We start from the raw sequence: 25852 nt of genomic DNA on the forward strand, positions 1-25852 counted from the left end.
TCGCTCAAACTGAACAGGGACTTGGGATCCATAGTAGGCCTCCGTGATCGCGTAACTTCAATGAATCACCATAGCCGTCCAAACGCTACCGGTTTTTGCGGGTCTCCAGCTTATGGCTATCCGGGCGATGGCGCCGGAGGTATTGATATCGCGTTGCAACGCGAAGTGGACGCAGGTCGCGTCGAATATGTGCAGGTAAGACATGAAGAAATGGCGGCCTTCATGGCGACAGCACATGCCAAGTTTACCGGGCAGGTGGGGTTGTGTTTCGCTACGTCAGGTCCCGGCGCAATTCATCTTCTGAACGGGCTTTATGATGCCAAACTCGACCATGTTGGTGTCGTCGCGATCATGGGGCAGCAGGCACGAACGGCAATTGGCTCGAATTATCAGCAGGAAGTCGATCTGCAATCGCTCTGCAAGGATGTGGCATGCGAATACATTGTGACGGTGACTGAACCGTCACAAATGCGGCATGCCATTGATCGTGCCGTGCGTATTGCCCGCGATAAACGATCACCTACGGTCGTCATCGTTCCTAACGATCTGCAGGAGTTATCCTATTCCGAGCCACCGATGGAGCATGGTTCGACCCATACAGGCATTGGCACGACAATCGGAAGCAAAGTGCCGGAGGACGCAGGTCTCCGCGCGGCAGCCGATATTCTGAATGCTGGAAAGAAGGTTGCCATCCTTGCGGGGGCCGGTGCGCTTGAGGCAACGGATGAGTTGCTGGAAATCGCGGAAATTCTCGGTGCTGGCATCGCCAAGGCGCTTCTGGGAAAAGCTGCGGTTCCGGATGAGGTGCCTTTCGTTACGGGCTCGATTGGCCTGCTGGGTACAAAACCTTCATGGGATCTCATGAAGGAATGCGACACGTTTCTGATGGTGGGATCATCGTTTCCCTATAGCGAATTCCTGCCAAAGCCGGGGCAGGCGCGTGGGGTACAGATCGACATCAACGGCGCCAATCTCTCTCTGCGTTATCCAATGGAGATCAACCTTCAGGGTGACAGCGCCGCAACCCTGCGCGCTCTGATCCCACTGCTTCAACGCAACGATGACCGGTCGTGGCGCACGCAGATCGAGAAAGAAGTCGCCGATTGGTGGAAAGTTCTGGAAGCCCGCGCCATGACCAGTGCTCAGCCCCTCAATCCACAGCGTGTGTTCTGGGAGCTTTCACCGCGTTTACCCGAGAACGCGATCATTACCGCTGACTCCGGTTCCGTCGCCAACTGGTATGCGCGTGATCTCAAAATGCGCCGTGGAATGAAAGCCTCTCTTTCAGGTGGGCTAGCGTCGCTTGGCGCGGGGACACCCTACGCGATGGCGGGAAAGATGGCCTATCCTGAGCGCACCGTCATTGCCTGCATGGGGGATGGCGCCATGCAGATGAACGGTCTGAACGTGATGATCACGATTTCCAAATACTGGAAACAATGGTCCAATCCGAAACTGATTGTTCTTGTGCTGAACAATCAGGATCTCAGTCAGGTGACTTGGGAAGAGCGTATTCAGCTCGGTAAAGGGAAGACGGAATCCACACAGTCCATTCCGGATTTTCCCTATCACAAATACGCTGAACTACTGGGTCTGAAAGGCATCTGTGTCGATGATCCAGAAAAAGTGGCGGCTGCCTGGGACGAAGCTCTGAGCGCCGACCGTCCGGTTATTCTTGAAGCACGTACGGACTCAAACGTGCCGCCGCTGCCACCACATATCACCTTGCAGCAGGCAAAGGCGTTCCTCTCTTCCCTGCCTACGGAACCCGAGCGTGCCAGCGTCATCATTGGATCGGCGAAGGAAATGCTGGCCTCTATCCTGCCTTCGCACAAATCGTAAGCTGTTCTGATATTTCCCCAGAAGCGTAACAGCGCAGGCTTTTACGCTTCTGGTGGACAGTTCCGCAGCCGATGACACCATGGCGCATTTGGCAGATCGATCGGGATCAAGACCTGCCTCCCTAGTATTCCTCAGTTGATGATGGGATTTACCAGAGATGGTCAGATCCGGCAGGATTGTTCGGGCGGACGGGGTAGGCGTTTCAGGCTTTCCATTCAGAGAGAGAAATCCGCAACGATATACCAACGCCGGGCGTCGCGGCACTTCAATCTCAGCTTGTGGAAGTGCTGGCAAAAATATCAAAAGATGGTTTCTACATATTGCACTACAGACGGCGGGACAGGACCTTTGCCGGTCCTGCGGGAAATGGTTTTAACCAGCTTTTATCTGTCCTGTCGCGATCAGAGCATTGGTCTGCCTCCGGTCACAGGAAGAACGGCTCCAGTCGTGTAGCTGCTTTCATCTGATGCCAACAGCACATAGGCAGCTGCCAGTTCTGCTGGTTGGGCAGCTCGTCCAAGAGGGGTGTTTTGACCAAATTCGGTAATAGCCTCTTCCGGCATTGTGGATGGAATGAGAGGTGTCCAGACAGGACCGGGGGCAACAGCATTAACGCGGATATTCCGTTCTCCTAACATTTGCGCAAGACAGGCTATGAAATTGGGGATAGCCGCCTTTGTCGCGGCATAGGCGGGTAGGTGAGGGGAAGGTTGGACCGCGTTAATCGAACTCGTGTTGATGATCGATGCACCGCTCTGCAGGTGTGGCAAGACCGCCTGACATAGAAAGAACATACCGTAAAAATTTGTGCGAAATGTTGTGTCGAGTTCTTTTTCATCAATTTCGGAAAGATCCGTCACGGATTTCTGGTGGGCAGCATTATTGACAAGAATATCCAGTTGCCCGAATTCATCGATTGTGCGTTTTATGATCTCATTGCAATGCGACCTTAGCTGGATATCTCCTGGAAGCAGGATAGCGCGGCGGCCTGCCTTTGTACCCAGTCAGCGGTGGTCTGAGCATCTTTCTCTTCTGTAAAATGAGCGATTGCAATGTCAGCGCCTTCGCGAGCAAAGGCAATCGCGACCGCCCGGCCTATTCCGGAATCTGCCCCGGTTATCAAAGCAGTTTTTCCGGAAAGTTTTCCTGATCCCCGATAGCTGTCTTCTCCATGATCGGGAGTGGGATTCATTTTTTCTGTATCTCCCGGAACAGCTTGATGCTGTGCTGTGAATTTTTCTTCCGATGACATGATATTTTCTCCTTGAGACTGTATTCCCAAAGGTCATCAGGAAAGAAAGTTTCTCGGTTCTGGAAAAACACACTGCGAGTGCCTGCAGGCGTTCAGAACCGAGAAACTTTCAGCTGACCGTATCGTTTGGCATTTTACTCGCTGCACGGAGTTGTTTTTACAAGTTGATGCGTCGTCATTCTCAGCAAACAAATCGTGCGCGGAACTGTAATCCTGAAAAATGCAGGTATGGGTGATCTGGGACCTTCCTTCCATTTTCCAGGAGTCTGCAAAACATGACCTATGTTTTGAAAAAGGAAAGCTCCCATGAAAAAAGCCTGCCTCCTTCTCGCCGCAGCATTGTGTTTCTCAACACCAGCTCTGGCACAGTCTCTTTCTGAAAAAACGGGCCTGAATTCCGTGATGGGAATTGCGCCAAAAACGGATGATTTCATTCAGAGCGTTGCATGGAGTGATCTTTTTGAGATTCAGTCCAGTCAGATGGCTCTATCAGACCCCTCGCTTAAAGTATTTGCGTCGAGAATGATCGCGGACCACCAGAAAACCTCGGCAGAACTGAAGCAGCTTGTTAGCGCCAACAATATGGCAACCACGCCTCCGGCTTCCGTCGATGACACACATAAAAGAAAGCTGGATACACTGCATGGTCTCCATGGCGATGGCTTTGTGAGACAGTATCGTAAGGATCAGATTTCCGCTCATGAGGACGCTCTGTCACTTTTCCGGCGGTATGCGAAGAGCGGTGAAAATGAAGCGCTGAAGAAATGGGCAGCAGATACCATACCCACTCTTGAGGAACATCTGAAAATGGCGGAGAGCCTACCGGAATAACATCAGGAATTTTCAAGAAACTACGTTTCTTAATCAGCAAGGATTTATGAGTTTGATTTCCGGTCTGGATCGTAAGCTCCTGCTGGTACAGACTGGAGTCTGTGGTATCGGACTGGTCATGTACGGTCGGAATATGTGCTGATCCTGACGCGTTCATCTAATGCTTATGGGCAGAAAGATATTGGCCTCTGGCATGGTGCTCTGCTTCTGATCAAACCGTTCCATACAACAAAAACAGATGCCCGTTTCTGGCCAGCACATGACCGTCGTAAAGCGAGCCAAACCGTGTATCCGGAAAACTATATTGGGAGGGGGTATTGAGGGAAGGAAACCACTTTGTCATTCAGAAGCACGATGCGCGACGATTGCATTACGATTTTCGTCTTGAACTGAATGGTGTTCTGAAAAGCTGGGCAGTGACAAAAGGACCAAGCCTTGTCCCGGGTGAGAAACGTCTCGCAGTTCAGGTCGAAGATCATCCTTTGGACTACAGTGATTTCGAAGGCACGATCCCTCAAGGAAAGTATGGTGGTGGCACGGTGGCTGTCTGGGATCGCGGAATCTGGACTTCCCTCGAAGACCCTGAAAAAGGGCTGGTGGAAGGACATCTCGATTTCGAGTTGTATGGAGAAAAACTCACCGGGCGCTGGCATTTGATCCGGATGAAAGGCAGGCCCCACGATAAACGTGACAACTGGCTGCTGATCAAAGCTGCTGATGACGCAGCCCGCAGTCCCGACGCTCCGGACATTCTTGAAGAACAGCCTGCTTCTGTCAAAACAGGCCGGACGATTGCGGAAATCGCTGAGAATAAACCTTCCCGCTATCCAGAAGGAAAACCTCTTTCGTGAATAAGGAAAGGAGCAGAGCTTCTTTTCCGAAAACCGATGGAGCCGAAACCAAAACGGGTATGAAATATTGCGAATTACCCGCTTTCATCTCGTCGGGCAGAGCATAAGAGTGTTTCAGATATTCTGTTCCACTCAGGATGGAATGACTATCATTACCCAGTTCCCCATCACGTATACACTTTTTTTGCGCAGCAAAAACCTTCAGTATGTCCCGCAGGGAGCCATGTCGATGATCGGCAGAAAGAAGCCCAAGCGTTGGTCAGGAGATGTCACCTGTCACAGTGATGCGCTGGATCTCGAACCCGATATCTTTACGTCCGACGACCCACGCCATATCGCGGAATCCCTGAAACATTCAGCCGAGACCAGCACGCGCCGAAAAGCTCAGCCTTTTCGCTCGGCGATGTCGATGCTGGTTTTCTATGTCAATCGGGTAGGGCGTTCGCTTTCTCCACAGAGGCATCAGGTTCTGGATAGAGCCAAAAAAGAACTCCGCCGCGTATTCGGTCGTCCCGGCTGAACTCCCGCGTTCTGTTATTTCTCGTTTTTCTTACGCGTTTCAGCAGCTTTTTTCGCTGAAGCAGAACGTTCTTCCGCTGGCCGGTGTGCAGACGCCGTCCCACCAGCCTTGCCGCCCTTCCGTGACGGTTCGTGTGTTACGGCGTGACCTCTCCCCGAGCCGCTTTTCTTGCCTCCACCCGTTTCCTTGTTGACAGTGGCCCAGGCACGGCGTTCTGCTTCATCCTTGCTGACGCCACGTTGTTCATAGCTCTCTTCGATATGTTCGGCCTGTCTCTTCTGCTTGTCCGTATAGGCGGACTTGTCTCCACGTGGCATGATCCATCCTCCAGTCTTGTGCTGTTCAAACGATCCCGTCTACATTCGACGTAAGGCCTGTTTCTGTGATAAAGCAGGAAGACAGAAAAAGTTTTCCTGTTTTCAGTCCTGCAGACCCTGATAGCGATCCGCACTTCAAAATTATCGGTCCCAGGTCATAAACCGCCCAGCACGACGGACGTTGTCTGAAGGCCGACAACCTCTGAACAGCAGGACATCATAGTCGATAGAAAATAGGCAGGTGGTATGAATGCAATTGTTCTACTGGCACTTGCCCGTCCCTATACATTTGTCGTGATGGCCATCCTTATCGCCATAACCGGTGTGCTTTCCGCAATCCGCACGCCGCAGGATATCTTTCCCGAGATCGGAATTCCCGTCATTGCGGTGGCATGGACCTATAGCAATCTCTCCCCGCAGGACATGTCCGGGCGCATCGTGCTGCCGTTCCAGCGCACCCTGACCACGACGGTCAACAACATCGAGCATATCGAGGGACAGTCGCTGACGGGCATCGGGGTGATAAAGATCTTTTTTCAGCCCGGCACCGATGTGCGTATTGCCAATGCGCAGGTCACGGCCATTGCCCAGACCATCCTGCGCCAGTTACCCGTAGGCACCACCCCGCCGCTGATCCTGAATTACAACGCCTCCACTGTGCCGATCGTACAGCTTGCTCTGTCGGGCGAGGGCATGACCGAACAGCAGCTTTATGATTACGGCTTCAACTTCATCCGTAATCGGCTGGTGACGGTGCCGGGCGCGGCCCTGCCGTACCCCTATGGCGGTCGCGTGCGCCAGATCCAGATGGATCTCGACCCCGGCAAGTTGCAGTCCCGTGGCGTATCGGCTCAGGATGTGGGCAACGCCCTGACCACCCAGACACAGATCACCCCCGCCGGTTTCGTAAAAATCGGGGAATACCAGTATAATTTCAGACTGAACAATGCGCCGCTTTCGGTCGAACTGCTCAACATGCTGCCCGTGCGTACGGTCAACGGCGCCGTCGTGCGTGTGCGTGATGTGGCCCATGTGCGTGACGGTTCCACACCCCAGCAGAACGTGGTGCATGTGGACGGTCAGCGCTCCGCGCTTCTGACCGTGCTGAAATCGGGCGCCACGTCCACCATCGCCATTGTGGAGGGGATCAAGGCGATGATCCCCGATGCCACACGCGGCCTGCCCAAACAGCTTAAGCTAAGGCCCGTCAACGATCAGTCGCTTTTTGTCCGTGCGGCGGTGGATGGAGTCATGCGCGAAGGGGCGATCGCGGCGGGCCTGACCAGCCTCATGATCCTTCTGTTCCTTGGTTCATGGCGCTCCACGCTGATCGTGGCGACCTCCATCCCGTTATCGGTCATGGGTGCTGTCGTGGCCCTGTCCGTGCTGGGCGAGACGCTGAATGTCATGACACTGGGCGGCCTTGCGCTGGCCGTGGGCATTCTGGTGGACGAGGCGACGGTCACGATCGAGAATATCGAGCGTCATCTGGAAATGGGCAAGGACGTCCATACCGCCATCGTTGATGGATCGGGAGAGATCATCGTCCCGGCCTTTCTCTCGCTTGTATGTATCTGCATCGTGTTCGTGCCGATGTTCTATCTGCCGGGAGTGGCGGGCTTCCTGTTCGTGCCGATGGCGCTGTCGGTCATGTTCGCCATGACCATGTCCTTCATCCTGTCACGCACGCTCGTGCCGACCATGGCCATGTTCCTGCTGCGCCCGCATGAGGACGAAAAGCAGCCCAGACAGAATATCTTCACACGCTTCCAGCAGGGGTTCGAGCGGCGTTTCGAGGCGTTGCGCGCCCGCTACAGTGCGCTTCTGGGAAGTGTTCTGGACTATCGCGGTCGGTTTGTGGCCGGTTTCCTGTGCTTTGCCGCTCTCAGCATGGGCCTGCTGCCATTTCTTGGTCGCAATTTCTTTCCGCAGGTCGATGCGGGCACGATGACCCTGCATGTGCGTGGCCCCATAGGCATGCGGATCGAGGAGACCTCGGCCCTGTTCCAGCGCATCGAGAAGGAGATCCGTCAACAGGTTCCGGCAGACGAGATTGACTCCATTGCCGACAATATCGGCCTCCCTACCAGCGCCATCAACGTCGCCTATAACGCATCGGGTACCATCGGACCGCAGGATGGGGACATCCTTGTCGCTCTCAAGGAAAATCATCATCCGACCGAGCGGTACATCCGCATTCTACGCCGCGAACTGCCCCGCGCATTCCCCGAGGCCAGCTTTGCCTTCCTGCCGTCGGACATCACGACGCAGATCCTCAATTTCGGCGCGCCAGCCCCGATCGACATTCAGGTATCCGGCCCCAACCCGGATGAGACACGGCAGTTTGCAGAGCGCATATTGCGCGCCATCCGCCCCATTGACGGTCTGGTCGACGCCCGTATCCAGCAGCCCGGCCATTACCCCGAACTGCGTTTTGAAGCGGATCGCACCCGCATCAACCAGCTTGGCCTGACGGAAGGGGATATCACCAACGCCATCGCGACCTCCATTGCCGGAACCGTGCAGACCGCCCCGCTTTACTGGCTGGACCCGCACAGCATGGTCACTTACCCCATCGCGGTGCAGATGCCTGAATACCGGATCAGTTCTCTGGCGGATATCATCGGCCTGCCCGTAACCGGGGTTTCGACTACCCAGCTTCAGGTGCTCGGGGCTCTTGGCGCGATCACGCGCGGCACGACTTCACCGGTCGAGGCGCAGTATAACATCCGCTCGCTGATCGATGTTTTCGCAGGCGGGGACGGGCGCGATCTGGGAGCCATCGCCTCGGACGTGCAGGCGGCCCTGCATCGTCTGGAGCATGATCGCCCCGAGACCGTCACGGTCACGCTGCGCGGGCAGTATCAGGCCATGACCACCGCCTTTTCCGGCATGGGATTTGGTCTTCTGGGTGCGATCGTTCTGATCTATCTGCTTATTGTCATCAATTTTCAGAGCTGGACCGATCCGTGCATTGTTGTGCTGGCGCTACCGGGCGCGCTGGCGGGGATATGCTGGATGCTGTTCGCAACGCACACCCCGCTTTCCGTGCCTGCTTTGACGGGAGCGATCATGTGCATGGGGGTGGCGACGGCCAACTCCATCCTTGTCATCACCTTCTGCCGCGACCAGCTCGCGGAGCATGGCGATGCGCTCAAGGCAGCCCTGACGGCGGGCAGCACCCGACTGCGGCCTGTCATCATGACGGCGCTGGCCATGGTCATCGGCATGTTGCCCATGGCGCTGGGGCTGGGTGAAGGCGGGGAGCAGAATGCACCGCTGGGACGGGCCGTCATTGGCGGCCTGATCTTCGCCACCTGCGCCTCCCTGTTTTTTGTGCCTTCACTCTTCGCCATCATCTACGACAGGCGCGCGCGCCATGGGGCAGACGGAGCCCATGCCCATGGCTGAAACTGACGCAGTCCCCGCCGTCGGAGCCAAACCTCGTCTGCGCTGGATCATTCCTGTCGCAGCAGGCGTTTTCGGGATCATTCTCGCCGTGGGAACGATCGTGCGTATCCATGACCGCCATCAGCTTCATGCGATGAATGTTGCGGCGCTGGTGCCCAGTGTGACGGTCGTGCATCCGGGAGGCCACGCTGTTGATACGCTGGTCCTGCCCGGTATCCTGCAGGCATGGTACAGCGCACCGGTCTATGCCCGGACCAACGGCTATCTTCGGAAATGGTATGTCGATATCGGGCAGAAGGTGGAATCAGGCCAGCTTCTGGCGGAAATCGATACCCCCGATGTTGATCTGCAACTTGCCGGAGCAAGAGCTGCGTTGGGCACACGGACCGCACAGCGTGATCTGGCGCGGATTACATCGCGCCGCTGGGACCGGCTGAATGCTGAAAACGCTGTATCCCAGCAGGAAACGGACGAACGCCGGGGAAATTTGGCAGCCAGCGAGGCTACGCGGCATGAAGCAGCGGCGGAGGTGGAACGGCTTGAAACGCTTTCCGCCTTCAAGCGCATCATTGCGCCTTTCACCGGTGTGGTGACCAGTCGCGCGACCGATATCGGTGCGCTGATCGTCGCCGGTACGGCTGCCAGCCAGCCGCTTTTTACCGTTTCGGACGTGAGCCGTCTGCGGCTTTATGTGCGTGTGCCGCAGGCTTATGCTGCGCGGATGCAGGAGGGGTTTGTGGCGCATTTCAGTGTGCCCGATTACCGTAACCGGCAGTTTGACGCTCTACTGCTCCGGTCTTCGGATGCGGTTGATTCCCAGTCGGGAACGATGCTGGTGCAGCTTGTCTATGATAACGGAGAAAATCTTCTCAAACCGGGTGCCTATGCCCAGATCGCCTTTACGTTTCACGGTCCGGAACCGCAGGCGCCGCCCACCGTGCGCATTCCCGCCAGCAGCCTGCTTTTTCGCAAGGACGGGACAACCGTGGCGCTGGTGGACGGGGATGACCATGCCAAAATACAGCCCGTCTCAATCCTGATCGATTTCGGGACCGAACTTGAGGTGACGGGCCTCACACCACAGGACAGGATCATAACCAACCCGCCGGATGATATCGGTGATGGAGACCCCGTCAAACCGCGTGAGGGTGGGCATGAAGAGTGAGCGGGGCAGGGCGGTCCTGTTTCTTCTCACCCTGCTGTGCGGCTGCGACCTGTCCCCCCGTTACCACAAGCCCACATTGCCCGACATACCCGCCACATTCCGGGAAACCGGACCGTGGACGCCGGCGCAGCCCGCCGATACCGCGCAACGGGGGGCGTGGTGGTCGGTCATGGGAGATGAGGATCTGAACCGGCTGGAGGACAGGGTTGAACATGGCAACCCGCAACTGGCCGCCGCCGTGGCGCGCTATGATGAGGCGCGGGCGCTGGTCAGGCGGGCGCGTGCTGATTTTTTACCCCAGATTGATGCGTCAGCCAGCGCACAACGTGAACGCGCGCTCTTTGCCGCCACCGGAAATTATTACGAATACCGCGACTATGAATCCGGCGGCACCGTTTCATGGGAACCGGATATCTGGGGACGTATCCGCAATCTGGTCAGGGCGGCGCGGGCCAATGCGCAGGCAAGTGCCGCCGATCTGGCGTCACTCCGTCTCAGTCTGGAAGGCGAACTGGGCGACGATTATTTCCAGCTTCGCGGTCTGGATGCCCGTGTCAGCCTCTTGCGAAAGACCATGGCAGCTTATTCCGCAGCGCTGGATCTGACCACAAAGCGCTTTGTCGGCGGGGCGTCGAATGAGCTGGATGTAGGCCGCGCACGCACCCAGTTGACCACAACGCAATCCCAACTGGAGCAATTGGTGGCGGACCGCGCGCTGGTGGAACATGCCATCGCCGTGCTGATCGGGGAGCAGCCTTCCACCTTTTCAATTCCGCCGAGGGATGAGCTGACGCCCGTGCCCGTCATTCCCATAACCGCGCCTGCGCACCTGCTGGAACGCAGGCCGGATGTCGCGTCAGCGGAGCGGCACATGGCGGCGGCCAATGCCCGGGTCGGGGTGGCGAGAGCAGCCTTCTTTCCCAACATCACGCTTGGGGCGATGGGTGGTTCGGAAACCACGACCCGTATGCTGGCGTCAGCCGGGACTGGTGTGTGGGCGCTTGGGCCGGCGCTGGCAACGCTCGCCATATTTGATGGAGGGCGGCGGTTCGCCAATCTGGCTCTTACACACGCGGAATATGCTCAGGCCGCAGCCAGTTACCGGCAGACGGCACTGACGGCTTTCCGTGAGGTTGAGGACCAGCTGGCGCTCCTCAACCATCTGGCCGATGCCGCCGCGCGGCAGGAAGAAGGGGTAACGGCGGCAACGCGCACCGACCATCTGGCCAGTATTCAGTATCGTGAAGGGGCCGTTGATTATCTACAGGTTGTCATCGCCCAGACGGCTGAACTTCAGGCGCGGGAAGACCTGATTACGGTTAATACGCGCCGTCTCGTAAGTGGCGTGGATCTTGTGCGGGCCATGGGAGGTAGCTGGGGGCCGCCGGAGGGGCCAAAAGCAAAATAGGTCTTCCGTTGTCCGCATGTTTCTGTTGCGTCCAGCCGGTTTGACGACACGATAGCTTTATCGGCGTGAGGCTCGGCTACTTGATCCTTATGGAAGGTGGGAGGTGTCCGATATCTGTCGCATCGCGCCACATTCCCCCATTGGGGAGGTATCCGCACTTCATATCATCTGTCGCAACACGCAATCAGCTTTGCTTTTCTCCGCATTGCATAGGGGGCGTTTCATGGGGAGGCTGGACGGCCGCATGGTCGCTGCCTGTCACGTAATCCTGGAGTTCACGTGCTTCCTGTTCGGCATTTTCAGCGCGGAGTTTGACAATATCTCCGATGCTGACCAGTCCGACGAGTTTTCCGTTGTCCAGAACGGGAACATGCCGATTGCGGGAATACGTCATGCGGCAGGCAATATCGTAAATACTGTCATCGGGTGTCGCGGTCGGCATATCCTTCGTCATGATATCCCTTGCGGTCAGGGCGGATATGTCCGCACCGTGTTCGGATAACATGTGAACGATCCCTTTTTCCGAGACCATGCCAATCAGTTGTCCATCAGGGCCAAGAACGGGTGCGCCACCAATATTATGCTGCGCCAGTATGGTGGCGACGTGCACAACGGGGTCGTCTGCTTTCACGGTAATGACCGTGCTGCCTTTTTGCGCCAGAATGTGAAAGACATGAGAGGACATGGGAAAATCCTTTCCATGTTTTGAGGGAATCGAAAATAAGTTTCGTCAACGCATCGTCATCTCGGCCTCTGTGTCAGACGGGATGGCGGAGACAGGAAGAAGAGGATGGAGGGCGCGGGCGGGAAAAAGCCCTCCAATCACCACGATTATTGTGAGAACGATGACAAGCGCCATCAGTTCCGGGCGGACATGCCGATTCAGGCTGGCGGATGGCAGCGATGGTGCTGACATCATGACACGGATGATGTTCAGGTAATAATACAACCCGATAATGCTGCCGATTATGAGCGCACCCAGCAGCAGGTTGCGCTGGTATTCAACTCCTGTCGCTGCGATCTCGAATTTTGCAAAAAATCCGATGCCGGGTGGAATGCCCGCAAGAGAAAGCAGCATGAGCGACAGGGCCGAAGCAAGAAACGGGCGGGTGAAAAACAGTCCCTTCCATTGCGCGATGACCGTGCCATCGGGGCCGTCAGGCGTTGCGAAAGCGGCAATGGTCGCAAAGACGCCTAATGTACTGGCTGTATAGGCCAGAAGATAAATGGTTATGGCTCCCGATTGCAGACGGCCGGGGCAAAGGAAGGCAATCAGCAGGTAGCCCACATGTGCAATGGATGAGCAGGCCAGAAGACGTGTGAGGCTGGTTTGACGCAATGCAAGAAGGTTGCCCCCCATGATGGTCAGGATAATGACGACATACAGGATGTCGTTGAGGAAGGGAGGCTGGTTTCCCGTTCCGAAATAGCGGACAAGTGAAGAAAATATCGCAATTTTAGAAACCACAGCCAGAAACGCCGCCACGGGAACGGGTGCGCCCTCCATCACGTCCAGCAGCCACATATGGAAGGGAACAGCAGAAAGCTTGAAGAACATGCCGACAAGGATCATGATCGTGGCAGAAACCGGCAACGCGGGGGAAATATCCCCGATCGTAACAGGCGGCATGAACCGCAGCGATCCTGTAACGCCATAAGCCAGACCGACACCAAACAGAAGAATGGCGGAAGATACTCCTGACAGGATCAGGTATTTCATCGCCGCCTCATAACCCGGCATGACCGGGCGATGCCGGAAGGTCACAAGTCCCATGAGCGAGACACCAAGGATTTCCAGCCCCAGGAAAAAGGGCATGTAATTCGCGCTGAAGACCATGGTCAGTGCGCCCAGCGTACCCAGCATGCACAGCAGGGGATATTCATCCACCAGTGACGTGGTTCTGTCGTGCGCATCATCCCGCCATGACATGAGCAGGATGCACATGCTGGAAAACATGATGAGGATTGCAGTATAGTTTGCCCATTGATCCTGAATGAACAGACTGTCGCCATTATCCAGCGCTGTGCCGGTATGGCGTCCTGCAAACACAAGAGCCAGCAGCAGCGTCACCATTCCGGTCAGAAAGCTGCGATTCACCGAACGTCGCCATGCGGTTGCAGCAAGCATGACCGTGATCCCTACACAGAGCACCGGCAGGGGTGTGGGCAGGAAAACATCGTGCCCGATCATGGCGCGTGATCTCCCTCACTGTTCGTCGCCATAACGGGCAGGGGAGATGGAGCGGAAAACGTCATGAAAGGCTGTGGATGCAGGCCCAGCACGACCAGAAAAATCATTGCACAGGCGAAAACCGCCATCTGCCGCACGGGCAAATCCTCCAGGGGGCGTTGATCCTCCTTCGGCGCTGCCAGAAAGACGCGATTGACCATCCGCAGCGCATAGATGGCGGCAAGAACCAGTCCCACTGTTGTCAGCGTCGCAATGACGGGACTGACATGCCATGTCGCCAGCAGCACAAGGAACTCACCGGCGAAATTACCCAGTCCGGGCATTCCGAGCGACGCCACGGCAAAAAACAGTCCCGTGGCGGACAGGCGCGGCATGGCTGTCCACAATCCGCCGATACGGTGCATGTCACGGGTATGCAGTCGGTCCTGAATGGCCCCTGCGATCAGGAAAAGCGCGCCCGCGCTCAATCCGTGAGCCAGCATCTGGATGATCGCTCCCTGCATTCCCATGCGGGAGCCGGTAAAGATACCAAGCACCACAAAGCCCATGTGGCTGATACTGCTGTAAGCGATCAGGCGCTTGAGATCATTCTGCGCGCAGGACAGCCACGCCCCGTACAGAACACCGACAACGCCCAGTCCCATGGCGACGGGTGCGAAATACATCGCCGCATCGGGAAACAGCATGATATTGAAACGGATCATGCCATATCCTCCTGTTTTGAGAAGGATACCCGCCAGCAGCACGCTGGCCGCCGTGGGGGCCTGCGTATGCGCATCCGGCAGCCAGACATGGACCGGCACAAGGGGCAGCTTGACGGCGAAGGCGATGAAGAAACCCAGCATGAGCAGCATGGACAGGGTAGGGGACAGGTGCGTTTGGGCCAGTGTGAAGTAGTCGAATGTCAGCACGCCGGTTTCCCGGTCATGCGTGATGACCAGACCGAGTATGGACAGCAGCATGAGCAGTCCGCTGCCCTGCGTGAACATGAAAAACTTCAGGGCGGCGCGCTGCCTGTCCTCATGCCCCCATACGGCGATCAGCACGAACATCGGCACCAGCATCAGTTCCCAGAAAAAGAAGAACAGGAACAGGTCGGTGGCCAGAAATGTCCCGACAATACCAGTAAGTGTCGTAAGAAAAAGGAGATGGAATGTGCCAGCCTTGACCGTAACCTGACGGGTGGCAAGACATGCGCACAGAAAGCACAGGATCAGCGAAAGCCAGATCAGCGAAAGCGAAAGACCGTCCATGTCCAGCCTGACAGCGATCCCCATGGTCGGGATCCATGGCATGGAAAAATGCTCCAGCCATGGTCCTGTGCGAATGGTCGGATGGTTGAATGTGACCATTGCAAGCAACAGCGTTTCCACAATCAGTGTCGCCAGCATCATCCACCATGACGCATTGCGTGAGGGTGCGCCGGTATGAGGCCGGATGCGCTCAGCCAGCCATGCCAGACCACCACCCAGGACGGGCAGCAGCACAAGGGCGGGAAGGGGATTCATGACAGCACCGCCATGGCGAGAGCCGCGCACAGCCCACCAGCAATCCATGCCGCATACCATCGCACGCGACCATTCTGTATCTGGCCCAGCAGACGATCCGCCCCTCTGATGCCGCTGGTCCCCCATAGGGCCAGCGTGCCCAGAAAATCCGTTCGCGCCCTGAGAACCGAGGTGCTGGCCGTCCGTGCCAGCCGTCCTGTTCCGGTTATGACGTAATCAAGAATATCATGCCGTGTCAGCCACGTCAGGAAACGAAAGGGCTGCACGAACAGGCGGTCATACAACATGTCGATGCCCTCGCCAGTGCGGGCAAAGCGGATAACGGCCGCTTGTCCCGGTATCTCGCGCATGACGGGGGAAGGGCGTCCCCACAGCACCCATGCGACGCCAAGTCCGGCAAGAGGAACGATCGCGCCCGCCAGTATAAGCCAGCCGGGTTCATCCGCGTGTGAGTGGGATGCCGCGGGATCAAGAAGGGCGCTGAACAGGTGAAGGGGAGGAAATGTCGTGGGCATTTCAATGATGCCTCCGCAAAGGGACAGAACGCACAGACAGCCAAGGGGTATGGTCATGAAGCGTGACGTCTGGCCCCTCATTGTGGTTCCCGATTTTCCGAAAAAAACGATGAATACGCAGCGGAAAATATAAAGCGCTGTCAGGAAGGCGCCCAGCAGGGCCATTCCCCACAGGAAATGTCCGCTCAGGATCAATTCATGCGTCAGGCGGAAATGGGCGGGCCATACGCCCGACAGGATCATTTCCTTGCTGTAGAACCCGGCCGTGACCAGTGGCAGACCGGCCAGCGCGGAGGCTCCGATGACAAAAGCGGCAGTCAGTCCTGGCATGGTATGGCGCAGGCCACCCAGACGGAAAATATCCTGTTCATGATGGGTGCGCACGATAACGGCGCCCGCAGTCAGGAAAAGCAGCGCCTTGAAAAAGGCATGGGTCATCAGGTGAAAGAGCGCCGCCTGCCATACGCCGCATCCCAGAGCGAGAAACATGTAGCCCAACTGGCTGATCGTGGACCATGCAAGCACACGCTTGAGATCGGACTGTACCAGCGCCGTGCAGGCTCCCATAAGAATGGTCAGCGCTCCGAGTACGGCCGTAAGCGCCATGACGGGGGTGGCCAGATCAAAAAGGTCATGCAGGCGTGCAATCAGATAGACACCTGCCGTAACCATCGTCGCCGCGTGGATCAGGGCGGAGGTCGGTGTCGGTCCGGCCATGGCATCCGGCAGCCATGTCTGGAACGGAATCTGCGCCGATTTCGCGAGTGCTCCGATGAGGATGAAAAATGCTGCCATGTTCACGGCGGACGAGGTGACCTGCCCGTTTGTCACTGCCGCCAGCACGGCTCCGATATCTAGGGAGCCGACCGCCGTGGCCAATAGCAGCATTCCACACAGCAACGCTGCGTCTCCCATGCGGGTCATGTAAAAAGCCTTGCGTGCCGCAGCGGTATTGACGGGGTTGTCGTACCAGAACCCGATGAGCAGGTAGGAGCACAGTCCCACGCCTTCCCATCCGATAAACAGGCAGAGCAGATCGGACGCCAGCACCAGCACCAGCATGGAGGCCACAAACAGCGTCATGCAGCCAAAAAAGCGGGCAATCCCTGGATCGTCGCGCATGTAGTTTGCGGCATAGATATGGATCAGTAGCCCCACGATCGTGACGACCAGAATCATGACCATGGAAATACGGTCCAGCATGAACGCGATATCGGCTGAAAATCCCGCGATATGCATCCATGGCCATAGCGTTGCCTGCACTATTCCCGTCGCTGGACCCGACAGAAGCAGGACAGACAGCACAACGCTGATGACGGCGGATATTCCCATGCTCACACAGGCAACCGTCCCGACGGCATACGCGCTCATGCGTCCGGCGGTTACGAACAGGATCAAAGAAGCTGCAAGCGGTGACAGGATGAGAAGGGGAAGCAGAATTTCGCCCATGGTCCTTATCCTTGCAGAAGATTGCCGGTATCGGCATCGAGCGTGGGACGTCCCCGGGCGTGCAGGCATAGAATGATGGCCAGTCCCACTGCCGTTTCCACGGCTGCGAGGGCGAGGATCAGCAGGAACATCACCTGTCCTGCCGCGTCATGCCAGCGTGCGCCTGCACCCACGAAGACGAGAGCGGTCGCATTGAGCATGATGTCCAGCGACATCAGCATGAACAGCATGTTGCGCCGGATGAGAACGCCCGCCAGCCCGACCGAAAACAGGATGGTGGCCAGCAGAAGGGTGTCATTGAAGGAAAAAACCGGCATGTCAGGGATCCTCAACCCGGTTGCGCCCGATGTGAAAAGCCGCGACCAGACCAGCCAGAAGCAGGAAAGACGCCAGTTCGACCATCAGCACGTAGCGACCAAACAGGCTCAGCCCGACATCATGCGCCGTAATGGGGGCAAGAGAATGCAGAGATGCGGAAAATGGGCTGATAAAATAAAGGAGTTCCGCACATGAAATGGCGGCCAGGATGCCCGGTCCCAGCCATGCGCGCGGACGCAGCCATTCCTTTTCACGCGCACTGTCCGGTTGCCCCAGATTGAGCATCATGATGACGAAGACGAACAGCACCATGATCGCACCGGCGTAGATGATGATCTCCAGCATCGCCGCGAAGGAGGCTCCCAGCATCACAAGCAGTGCCGCCAGCGCCAGCAGTGTCACGACCAGATACAGCACCGCATGCACGGCGACTTTCCGGGTAATGACCATGATGGCCCCGATGACGGTCACACTGGCAGCAAGGAGGGCCAGAGCGTGCATGATGGTTACGGCAGCAGGGAGTGCAGGTCGATTGGCGGGCGTTCGCGTTCGGAGGCGCCGCGCTCCTTGCCGGGGATAGGGATGCCCGTGACATTGTAGAAGCTGTAATCGGGATATTTCCCGGTTCCGCTTATCAGCAGGTCTTCCTTTTCATAAACAAGATTGGGGCGTGCGTATTCGCCCATTTCAAAATCGGGCGTCAGCTGTATGGCGTAGGTTGGACAGGCTTCTTCGCAAAAGCCACAGAAAATGCAACGGGAAAAATTGATCCGGAAATATTCGGGACGCCATCGGCCATCGGTCTCGGTTTTCTGCAGACTGATGCAGTCCACCGGACAGGCGACAGCGCACAGGTTGCACGCCACGCACCGCTCCTCTCCATCGGGATCGCGCGACAGGATGATCCGTCCACGATAACGTGGCGGCAGATAGGGCTGCTGTTCGGGATACTGCACGGTCGCGCGCCGGTGGAAAGCATGCAGCGCCGTCAGGAACAGGGTGCGCAATGTATTGAACATGGGAGATGCCTTTGCATCGGGCGTGCTACAAAGACGCACGCAGCATAAGAATAGTTCCGGTCGCCATGACATTTAAAAGTGAAAGCGGCAGCAGGACTTTCCAGCCCAACGCCATCAACTGGTCGTAACGCGGGCGGGGCAGGCCTGCGCGCAACAGAATGAAAAACGCCACCATGCCGCCGGTCTTGAGCAGGAACCACACGGCGGGCGGCAACAGCGGTCCGCGCCAGCCACCAAGATAGAGCGTGGTCACAAGGCATGAGACCAGAACGATCCCGGCATATTCGGCAATGAAGAACATGCCGAATTTCATGCCCGAATATTCGGTATGGAATCCTGCGCCCAGTTCGTTCTCCCCTTCGGGAAGATCAAAGGGAAGACGGTGTGTTTCCGCAATGCCTGCAAGCAGGAACACGCCAAAGCCGAGACATTGCGGGATGATGAACCACAGACCCGCCTGCGCTGCCACGATGTCATGCAGACTGAATGACCCGGCCATCATGACCACGCCCAGCAGGGAAAGTCCCATGAAGACTTCGTAGCTTATCATCTGCGCTGCGGCCCGCATGCCGCCCAGCAGTGCGAATTTGCTGTTGGAGGACCACCCGGCCAGCACCACCGCATAAACCCCCAGCCCCATCATGGCGAGGATGAACAGCAGCCCGACATTCAGGTCGCCTGCAATGCCTGTGCCCATCGTGAACGGAATGACGGCAAAGGACAGCAGGACCGTCATCATGCCGATAGCGGGAGCAAGAATGAAAACGCCCCGATCGGCAAAGGGAGGAATCCAGTCCTGCTTGAACAGGATCTTGATACCATCCGCAACGGCCTGAAATAGGCCGCCCGGCCCTACGCGGTTGGGACCATACCGGTCCTGCCATAAGCCCAGCAGTCGCCGTTCGACCCATGTCAGTAAGGTCGCAAGGGCAAGGAGGAGAAGCGGAGTAAGAATGATGGTAAGGAGTGCTGAAGAAGTCATGGCCGTTCTCCTCCATCTGTCAAACCCTCAAGCCGGGCCATGCGGGGGAAACGGAACGCGCGTGCGACCCTGTGCGTGGGGCATAGGACAGTGCCTTCGGGGAGACCGGGCACCGGCTCCACGGGCAGGTCATGTGGTCCGTCTTCCAGATGCAGCACCATGCGGTCTGATCCGGTCGCGCTGGCGGGCAGGCCCAGCGTTGGCGCGCTGGATCGCGCCATGATGGGAGGCGAGAACATGCTCAGTTCCTCGCTGCCGAACAGGCGCGTATCGGGCAGCACCAGAACGGTATCCGCCTGTGGGACATAGGGGGCGGGAATGTCCGTAGCGTAAGGGTAGGGCTGCGCTTCCGTGTTTTGATTTTCCGCTGGGGATAACAGCCGGATACCGGAGGGACCACCACGCATCGGCCCACCGATTTCGGACTGGAACCGGTTGAGCGCCTGCACTGAATTCCACGCTGGCGTCTGATAAAAGGGAACCAGTGCGCCGGGCATGTCCGGTTCGTAGGCTCCCTCCATTGAACTGCTGAATGGTGTGTCCGGGCTGGCGGGTGGTGGCTGGTCGCGCACACTGATGAAGGAACGGATGACGGTCCGCCCACTGGCGCGATAGGTCTGGCTACGCAGTTTCTCACCATGGATACGGTAATCCGCTTCGGGCGCGGCCATAACGGCCGGGGCCAGATCGGGAAATGCCGTTGCCAGCGTGGCAAGAACGTCATCGAGATCCCGCCAGTCGATCAGGCCCGTTATGGGTAGCGTGGACGGGTCAAGACTTCGGGCCAGTGCCTGTATCCACCGCCAGCCGGCCTGTATGGGGGCAGGGGGAAAGACCGCCTGGAAAAAGCGTTGCGCCCTGCCTTCCTGACTGACCAGCGTGCCGCTGCATTCGCTGAAGGCCGCAATGGGCAGGACAAGGCTGGCATGCTGGCACAGCGGGGTCATCGTATGGTCGAGCACGACGATGTTGGGAACGGCTGCCACAAGTTCCGCCACATCCGTCGGATCAAGGTGACGCGTCAGGTCATTTTCCACGATGACCAAAGTAGAAATCTCGCCAGCCCGGGCCCGCTCCATCACTGTTTCCAGCGGCAGCCCGCCCATCATGGCCAGCCCCATGCTGTTGCATTCCGGCAGAACCAGCGACAGGCTCGCGGCAGATGTGGCGCGGGCAAGGGCTGCGGCAATACTGGCGGCAGCCTGCATCAGTGCGGGGGAGCCATACTGCATGCCGGATACGACCAGCGGCTTGCGGGCTGCTTTCAGCGCCTGCGCAATGCGTGCGGCGCGCGCCGCATCATCTGGCGTCAGATCCGTGACGGGCGGGGCGGAGGGATCAATTTCGTGGGCGATGGCAAAGCCAAGTCGTGCGATATCATCGGGCGTTGCGCGAAAGGTTTCCGCAGCCACACTGTCGAGATCGGTCGGCGCTGGCGTGAGGACATGCAGGGTGGAAGGGCACTCGCTGCCCAGCGTACGCACCGCCGCATCCATCCAGCGCGGCACTCTGGCGTTGTCCGCTGTATGGAAGGAGGCCTGACGCACCGACTGTCGCAACGACAGACCCAGCCGGGGAGCGGTGGCGCATACGTCCTCGCCCAGCACCAGCACGGCGTCGGCGCTTTCCATTTCATGCAGGGTGGGGAGGGCGCCGGGATGCCGGGTGAGCAGGGTATGCGCCAGTTCCGTGCATCCCTGTTCCTGTTGCGTCTGGCCAGTGGAAAAATGCTCTGGCCCCACCAGCGCATGCAGGCTGAAACAGGTCTCCAGAGCTGCGCGGGGCGAGGCGATGCCCGCAATCCGTCCTTTCGCCGCCATACGCGCGAAGGTTGTCAGGGCGTCCGCCATGGGAACGGGCACCTGCTGTCCGTCAATGGCGCGCAGCGGCGTGCGGATCCGTGTCGGCGCGTTGACAAAACCATGGCCGAACCGGCCCCGGTCGCACAACACGTAGCGGTTGATGTCCGTATTGTAGCGGTTCAGGACACGGCGGAGGGTTTCCTCCCGGGCATTGACGATGGTGTTGCAGCCCACCGCGCAGTGCACGCATACCGAGGGCGCGCCCCGCATGTCCCACTTGCGGGTGTAGGAGGCAGAAAAGGGTTTGTCGGTGAACACGCCGGTCGGGCAGATTTCGACCAGATTGCCGCTGAACGCGTTTTGCAGCGTGCCGTCTTCGGCGCGGCCGAAATAGACATTGTCGTGCGAGGCAAAGGCCGCCAGATCGTCGCCGCCCGCGTAGTCACGGTAGAACCGCACGCAGCGGTAGCAGGCGATGCAGCGGTTCATTTCATGTTTTACGAGCGGCCCGAGATCCTGATTGCGATGGGTCCGCTTCGTAAACCGGTAGCGGCGGGTATTGTGCCCGGTCATGACCGTCATGTCCTGCAGGTGGCATTCGCCGCCTTCCTCGCAGACGGGGCAGTCATGGGGATGGTTGACCATCATCCATTCGATGACGCCGGCCCGAAAGTCGCGGGCTTCCGGATCGTCAATGGATATGATGGCGTTCTCGCTGACAGGGGTCATGCAGGCCATCACGATGCGGCCCTTCGTGTCCTCCGGTCCGCTGAACTGTTTGACGGCGCACTGCCGGCACGCCCCGACGGAGCCGAGTTCGGGATGCCAGCAGAAATAGGGTAGGTTGGCCTCTGCCTCCAGACAGGCCTGAAGCAGGTTGATGTCGCTGCGGGTCTGGCAATCCCGTCCATCGATGTGGATGGTGGTCATGGTCCTGCTCCGGCGTGATGCGGGCAACGGCCCTGCTGGATGTGGGCGGCGAAATCGGCGGCGAAAAGCTTCAGCCCGCTGGCCAGTGGCGCCATCGCTCCCGGCGCATGGGCGCAGAAGGTCCGCCCCGGAGCGCCCAGCATGCGGGCATGACGGTCAAGCTGCTCCATGTCTTCCTCCCGTCCTGTCCCGTCCTCGATCGCGTCCAGCAGGCGTTCCACCCATGGGAGCCCGTCCCGACAGGGCGTGCACCAGCCGCAGGATTCCTGTGCGAAGAAATGTTCAAGGTTGCGGATCATGCCGATGGGGCAGGTGCGCTCATCCAGAATGATGGCCATGCCGGTGCCGAGCCTGCTGCCCGCCTTTTCCACCGATCCGTAATCCATGGCGACATCGAGGGCCGTCGTGTCGATAAAGGCGGTGGATGCCCCGCCGGGCAGCAGGGCGCGCAACTGGTAACCGGGGCGCATGCCGCCTGCGTGGTCCTCGATGATCTGACGCAGTGGCGTGCCGATCGGCAGTTCCCATGCGCCCGGCTTCGCCACGCGCCCGCTGACACCATAGATCTTGGTGCCCCCATCCTCTCCCAGCCCGAGGCCCGCGAACCATTCCGGTCCGTTGGCGATGATATGGGGCAGGTTGCACAGCGTCTCGACATTGTTCACCACGCTGGGCGCACCCCACAGGCCGCCGGTCTGCGGAAAAGGCGGCTTGCTGCGTGGTGTGGCGCGGCGGCCTTCCAGCGCGGTCAGCAGGGCGGTTTCCTCGCCGCATATGTAGCGTCCGGCGCTGGAATGTACGTGGATGTCAAAACTGAATCCCGAGCCGAGAATGTTCTCGCCCAGCCAGCCCCGCTCCCGTGCTTCTCCGATCGCGCGATCCAGACGGACACAGGCCTCCTGATATTCCCCGCGCAGGAAAACGATGCCATGCCCGGCCTGCACGGCGTAGGCCGCAAGGATCATCCCTTCGACCAGTTGGAGGGGATTGCCTTCCAGTAGCCAGCGGTCCTTGAAGGTGCCCGGCTCCATCTCGTCGGCATTGGCGATCAGGTATTTGCGGCGTTCGGAGGCGGGTTCCTTGGGCACGAAGCTCCATTTCTGCCCGGTCCCGAAACCTGCGCCTCCACGGCCACGCAGCTTTGAGCGTGTCACCCAGTCAATGACCTCAGCGGGAGTAAGGCGTCCCAGCGCCAGACGTGCGGCCTGCCAGCCGCCAGCGCGTTCGTATGTCGCGCAGTCGGGTGGACCGGCGGCAGGGTCGATCATGGCGGTGAGTGGACGTTCGGAGGCGGCCATCATGGCGTGTCCCTCAGCGTAGCGATCAGGTGATCGAGGCTTGCCGGGGTCACGTCCCCGTGCAGCGTGTTGTCAACCAGCATGGCCGGGGCGTGATCACAGTGACCGATGCAGACGGTTGGAAGCAGCGTGATGGCGTTGTCTGCCGTGGTTTCTCCGGGCCTTATGCCGAGCTTTCGGCACAGATGGGCGCAGAGCGTTTCGCGTCCCATGATCCAGCATGAAACGCTGTCGCACAGCATAATGACATGCCGCCCGACCGGTCTGCGGAACAGCAGGTTGAAATAGGTCGCGACGCCGTCGAGATCATCCGCCGACATGCCCAGCAGGTCGGCCACTTCGCGCAGATGCGCCGTACTGACCCAGCCAAAGTGAGCCTGTACCAGCCGCAGGGCGGCGACACTCGCCCCACGCGGGTGCAGTTCCTGCGCCGCAAGGGCAAGGATTTCCGCCCGCATGGGCGCAGGGAGGGGGAGATCAGCGGTCGACATCGGCCATCACGAAATCGATGCTGCCCAGGATCGCGATCAGATCCGCGACCATGATGCCGCGACTGAGCAGCGGGATCATCTGCAGGTGGGCGAAGGACGGTGTGCGGATGCGTGTGCGGTAGGACGTCGTGCCGCCGTCGCTGATCAGGGTGTAGGTGTTCACGCCTTTCGTGGCTTCGATGCTGACCCGCGCTTCTCCCGGCGGAATGACCGGCCCCCAGCTTACGCTGAGGAAGTGATGGATCAGGGTTTCGATGTCATGCATCGTCCGTGCCTTGGGCGGTGGGGTTGTCAGTGGATGGTCGGCCATGACCGGGCCTGCGGGCATGTTGTCCACGCACTGACGGATGATGCGCAGGCTCTGGCGTATTTCTTCCACATGCACGGCAATTCGGTCATAACAGTCGCCGTTGGTACCAGTGGGAATGTCGAATTCAAGCTGGTCGTAACAGGCATAGGGCGCATGTTTGCGGTAATCCCATTCCAGCCCTGTAGCGCGCAGCCCCGGTCCGGTAACGCCCCATTCGACTGCTTCTGCTGTGGTATAGGCGCCAATGCCTTTCGTCCGGGCGCGGAAGAGGGGATTGCGCATGACCATCGCATCGTACTCGTCCAGCCGCAGGGGCAGATCGTGGAGAAAGGCGCGGATCAGCCCTTCCCACCCGTTGGGCAGGTCCATGGCCACTCCGCCAATGCGGAACCACGCCGGATGCATGCGAAAGCCGCAGATCGCCTCGATAATCCCGAACACGCGCTCGCGGTCGGTAAACATGTAGAACACCGGCGAAAGTTGTCCGACATCCTGCACCATGGTGCCGTAGAAGACGAGGTGGCTGGCGATGCGGAACAGTTCCGCCAGCATGACGCGGATCATCTGTGCGCGGGGCGGCACGGTAATTCCGGCCAGCGTCTCGACCGCCATCACATAAGGGAAATTGTTCATGACGCCGCCGAGGTAATCCACCCGGTCGGTGTAGGGGATGTAGGTGTGCCATGACTGGCGTTCCCCCATCTTTTCCGCGCCCCGATGGTGAAAACCGATATCGGGCACAGCATCGACAATCCGCTCCCCTTCCAGTTGCAGCACGATGCGGAACACCCCGTGCACGCTGGGGTGATTGGGGCCGAGATTGAGAAACATGAAGTCGCTGTGGTCACTGTGTCGCCGCATGCCCCACGCGGAAGGATCAAAGCGCAGGGCGTCCTGCTCCTGCGCCTCGTGTTCTTCCGTCAGGCTGTAGGGCGGCATTTCCGTGGCGCGGGCATGGTGGTCCTTGCGCAGGGGATGTCCGGTCCATGTGGGCGGGGTCAGGATACGGCGCAGGGAGGGATGGTTCTGGAAATGGATACCGAACAGATCCCAGACCTCGCGCTCATACCAGTTGGCGTTGGGCCACAGGTCGCAGATGCTGGGCAGGGTAGGATTGGTTGCGTTCAGAGGCACCTTGATCCGCACCTCATCCGTACGGGTGGCTAGCGAAATCAGATGATAGACAACCGTGAAGACCGATTCTGGCTGCCCGTCGCGGTGGGCGCGGTCGCGTTCATCTATGGCCGTCAGGTCCAGCAGCATGAGGGACGCGGCAGCCTTCAGTGCGGCGAAGGCTGGTCGGAGATCGGTCGCCGCGATCCAGAGGATGGAGACCCCGTCACATCCCGCCTGTGTGGCCAGCAAACCGTTGGGGAGATGCTCCGAAATTCTTTCAGCAAGGCTCTGTTCGCGGGTGGGAGAAAGGAGCGTCGTCATGGGCG

20 protein-coding genes and 1 pseudogene are annotated in these 25852 nt (G+C 58.6%); 7 read left to right on the forward strand and 14 right to left on the reverse strand.

Features of this window, described 5'->3' with window-relative positions:
• Positions 1–60 precede the first annotated feature (60 nt).
• Positions 61–1842 (forward strand): thiamine pyrophosphate-requiring protein, encoded by a 1782-nt coding sequence (locus GVI59_RS14160; RefSeq protein WP_173574829.1) that lies wholly within the window; start codon positions 61–63, stop codon positions 1840–1842.
• A gap of 401 nt (positions 1843–2243) precedes the next feature.
• On the opposite strand, the pseudogene GVI59_RS14165 reads toward GVI59_RS14160, so the two are convergent.
• Positions 2244–3097 (reverse strand): annotated as a pseudogene (locus tag GVI59_RS14165) (glucose 1-dehydrogenase).
• Positions 3098–3400: 303 nt separating this feature from the next.
• Between GVI59_RS14165 and GVI59_RS14170 the strand changes: the two are divergent.
• The 3 genes from GVI59_RS14170 to GVI59_RS14180 all read left to right on the forward strand — a co-directional run bounded on the left by GVI59_RS14170 (position 3401) and on the right by GVI59_RS14180 (position 5296).
• Positions 3401–3925, forward strand: coding sequence for a DUF4142 domain-containing protein (locus GVI59_RS14170; protein ID WP_173574830.1), 525 nt, complete (start codon positions 3401–3403; stop codon positions 3923–3925).
• 317 nt (positions 3926–4242) lie between these two features.
• Positions 4243–4776, forward strand: a complete 534-nt coding sequence (locus GVI59_RS14175) for a DNA polymerase ligase N-terminal domain-containing protein (protein WP_173574831.1) — start codon at positions 4243–4245, stop codon at positions 4774–4776.
• A 229-nt stretch (positions 4777–5005) separates the two neighbouring features.
• Positions 5006–5296, forward strand: a complete 291-nt coding sequence (locus tag GVI59_RS14180; protein WP_242013120.1) for a DUF3175 domain-containing protein — start codon at positions 5006–5008, stop codon at positions 5294–5296.
• A 14-nt stretch (positions 5297–5310) separates the two neighbouring features.
• Here the strand turns inward: GVI59_RS14180 and GVI59_RS14185 are convergent, their stop codons facing one another.
• On the reverse strand, positions 5311–5613 hold the full coding sequence (locus tag GVI59_RS14185) for a plasmid stabilization protein (protein ID WP_173574832.1): 303 nt from the start codon (positions 5611–5613) through the stop codon (positions 5311–5313).
• A 246-nt stretch (positions 5614–5859) separates the two neighbouring features.
• Here GVI59_RS14185 and GVI59_RS14190 point away from each other — a divergent pair, with 246 nt between their 5' ends.
• From GVI59_RS14190 to GVI59_RS14200, 3 genes are read left to right on the forward strand one after another with little or no spacing between them, the layout of a single operon-like run.
• Positions 5860–9024, forward strand: a complete 3165-nt coding sequence (locus tag GVI59_RS14190) for an efflux RND transporter permease subunit (protein ID WP_173574833.1) — start codon at positions 5860–5862, stop codon at positions 9022–9024.
• Positions 9017–10189: an efflux RND transporter periplasmic adaptor subunit gene (locus tag GVI59_RS14195; RefSeq protein ID WP_242013121.1), complete on the forward strand. Its 1173-nt coding sequence runs from the start codon at positions 9017–9019 to the stop codon at positions 10187–10189. The genes GVI59_RS14190 and GVI59_RS14195 overlap by 8 nt, the downstream gene beginning before the upstream one ends.
• Positions 10179–11597 carry an efflux transporter outer membrane subunit gene (locus tag GVI59_RS14200; protein WP_173574881.1) on the forward strand — a complete coding sequence of 473 codons (1419 nt, stop codon included), beginning with the start codon at positions 10179–10181 and terminating at the stop codon, positions 11595–11597. The genes GVI59_RS14195 and GVI59_RS14200 overlap by 11 nt, the downstream gene beginning before the upstream one ends.
• A 184-nt stretch (positions 11598–11781) precedes the next feature.
• Here the strand turns inward: GVI59_RS14200 and GVI59_RS14205 are convergent, their stop codons facing one another.
• The 12 genes from GVI59_RS14205 to nuoC are packed head-to-tail and all read right to left on the reverse strand — an operon-like array spanning position 11782 to position 25847.
• Positions 11782–12282, reverse strand: coding sequence for a CBS domain-containing protein (locus tag GVI59_RS14205; RefSeq protein WP_173574835.1), 501 nt, complete (start codon positions 12280–12282; stop codon positions 11782–11784).
• Between the two features lie 45 nt (positions 12283–12327).
• Positions 12328–13788, reverse strand: coding sequence for an NADH-quinone oxidoreductase subunit N (locus tag GVI59_RS14210; protein ID WP_173574836.1), 1461 nt, complete (start codon positions 13786–13788; stop codon positions 12328–12330).
• Entirely contained in the window at positions 13785–15296 is a 1512-nt protein-coding gene (locus tag GVI59_RS14215; RefSeq protein ID WP_173574837.1) for a complex I subunit 4 family protein, read from the reverse strand. Before GVI59_RS14215 ends, GVI59_RS14210 begins: the two co-directional genes overlap by 4 nt.
• Positions 15293–17260, reverse strand: a complete 1968-nt coding sequence (gene nuoL, locus GVI59_RS14220) for an NADH-quinone oxidoreductase subunit L (protein ID WP_173574838.1) — start codon at positions 17258–17260, stop codon at positions 15293–15295. Before nuoL ends, GVI59_RS14215 begins: the two co-directional genes overlap by 4 nt.
• Before the next feature lie 5 nt (positions 17261–17265).
• Positions 17266–17577: an NADH-quinone oxidoreductase subunit NuoK gene (nuoK, locus tag GVI59_RS14225; RefSeq protein WP_099347556.1), complete on the reverse strand. Its 312-nt coding sequence runs from the start codon at positions 17575–17577 to the stop codon at positions 17266–17268.
• A 1-nt stretch (position 17578) separates the two neighbouring features.
• Positions 17579–18079 (reverse strand): NADH-quinone oxidoreductase subunit J, encoded by a 501-nt coding sequence (nuoJ, locus tag GVI59_RS14230; protein ID WP_173574839.1) that lies wholly within the window; start codon positions 18077–18079, stop codon positions 17579–17581.
• Positions 18080–18084: 5 nt separating this feature from the next.
• A complete protein-coding gene (gene nuoI / locus GVI59_RS14235) occupies positions 18085–18597 on the reverse strand; it encodes an NADH-quinone oxidoreductase subunit NuoI (protein ID WP_173574840.1) in 513 nt (170 codons plus the stop codon).
• Between the two features lie 25 nt (positions 18598–18622).
• A complete protein-coding gene (gene nuoH, locus GVI59_RS14240) occupies positions 18623–19579 on the reverse strand; it encodes an NADH-quinone oxidoreductase subunit NuoH (RefSeq protein ID WP_173574841.1) in 957 nt (318 codons plus the stop codon).
• On the reverse strand, positions 19576–22311 hold the full coding sequence (gene nuoG, locus GVI59_RS14245; RefSeq protein WP_173574842.1) for an NADH-quinone oxidoreductase subunit NuoG: 2736 nt from the start codon (positions 22309–22311) through the stop codon (positions 19576–19578). The genes nuoH and nuoG overlap by 4 nt, the downstream gene beginning before the upstream one ends.
• Positions 22308–23612 (reverse strand): NADH-quinone oxidoreductase subunit NuoF, encoded by a 1305-nt coding sequence (nuoF, locus tag GVI59_RS14250; RefSeq protein ID WP_173574843.1) that lies wholly within the window; start codon positions 23610–23612, stop codon positions 22308–22310. The genes nuoG and nuoF overlap by 4 nt, the downstream gene beginning before the upstream one ends.
• Positions 23609–24100 (reverse strand): NADH-quinone oxidoreductase subunit NuoE, encoded by a 492-nt coding sequence (gene nuoE / locus GVI59_RS14255; protein WP_173574844.1) that lies wholly within the window; start codon positions 24098–24100, stop codon positions 23609–23611. The genes nuoF and nuoE overlap by 4 nt, the downstream gene beginning before the upstream one ends.
• Entirely contained in the window at positions 24087–25847 is a 1761-nt protein-coding gene (nuoC, locus tag GVI59_RS14260) for an NADH-quinone oxidoreductase subunit C/D (RefSeq protein WP_173574845.1), read from the reverse strand. The genes nuoE and nuoC overlap by 14 nt, the downstream gene beginning before the upstream one ends.
• Positions 25848–25852 lie beyond the last annotated feature (5 nt).

Origin of the sequence: Acetobacter sicerae (genome assembly GCF_011516765.1) — a bacterium.
Classification (GTDB): Bacteria; Pseudomonadota; Alphaproteobacteria; order Acetobacterales; family Acetobacteraceae; genus Acetobacter; species Acetobacter sicerae.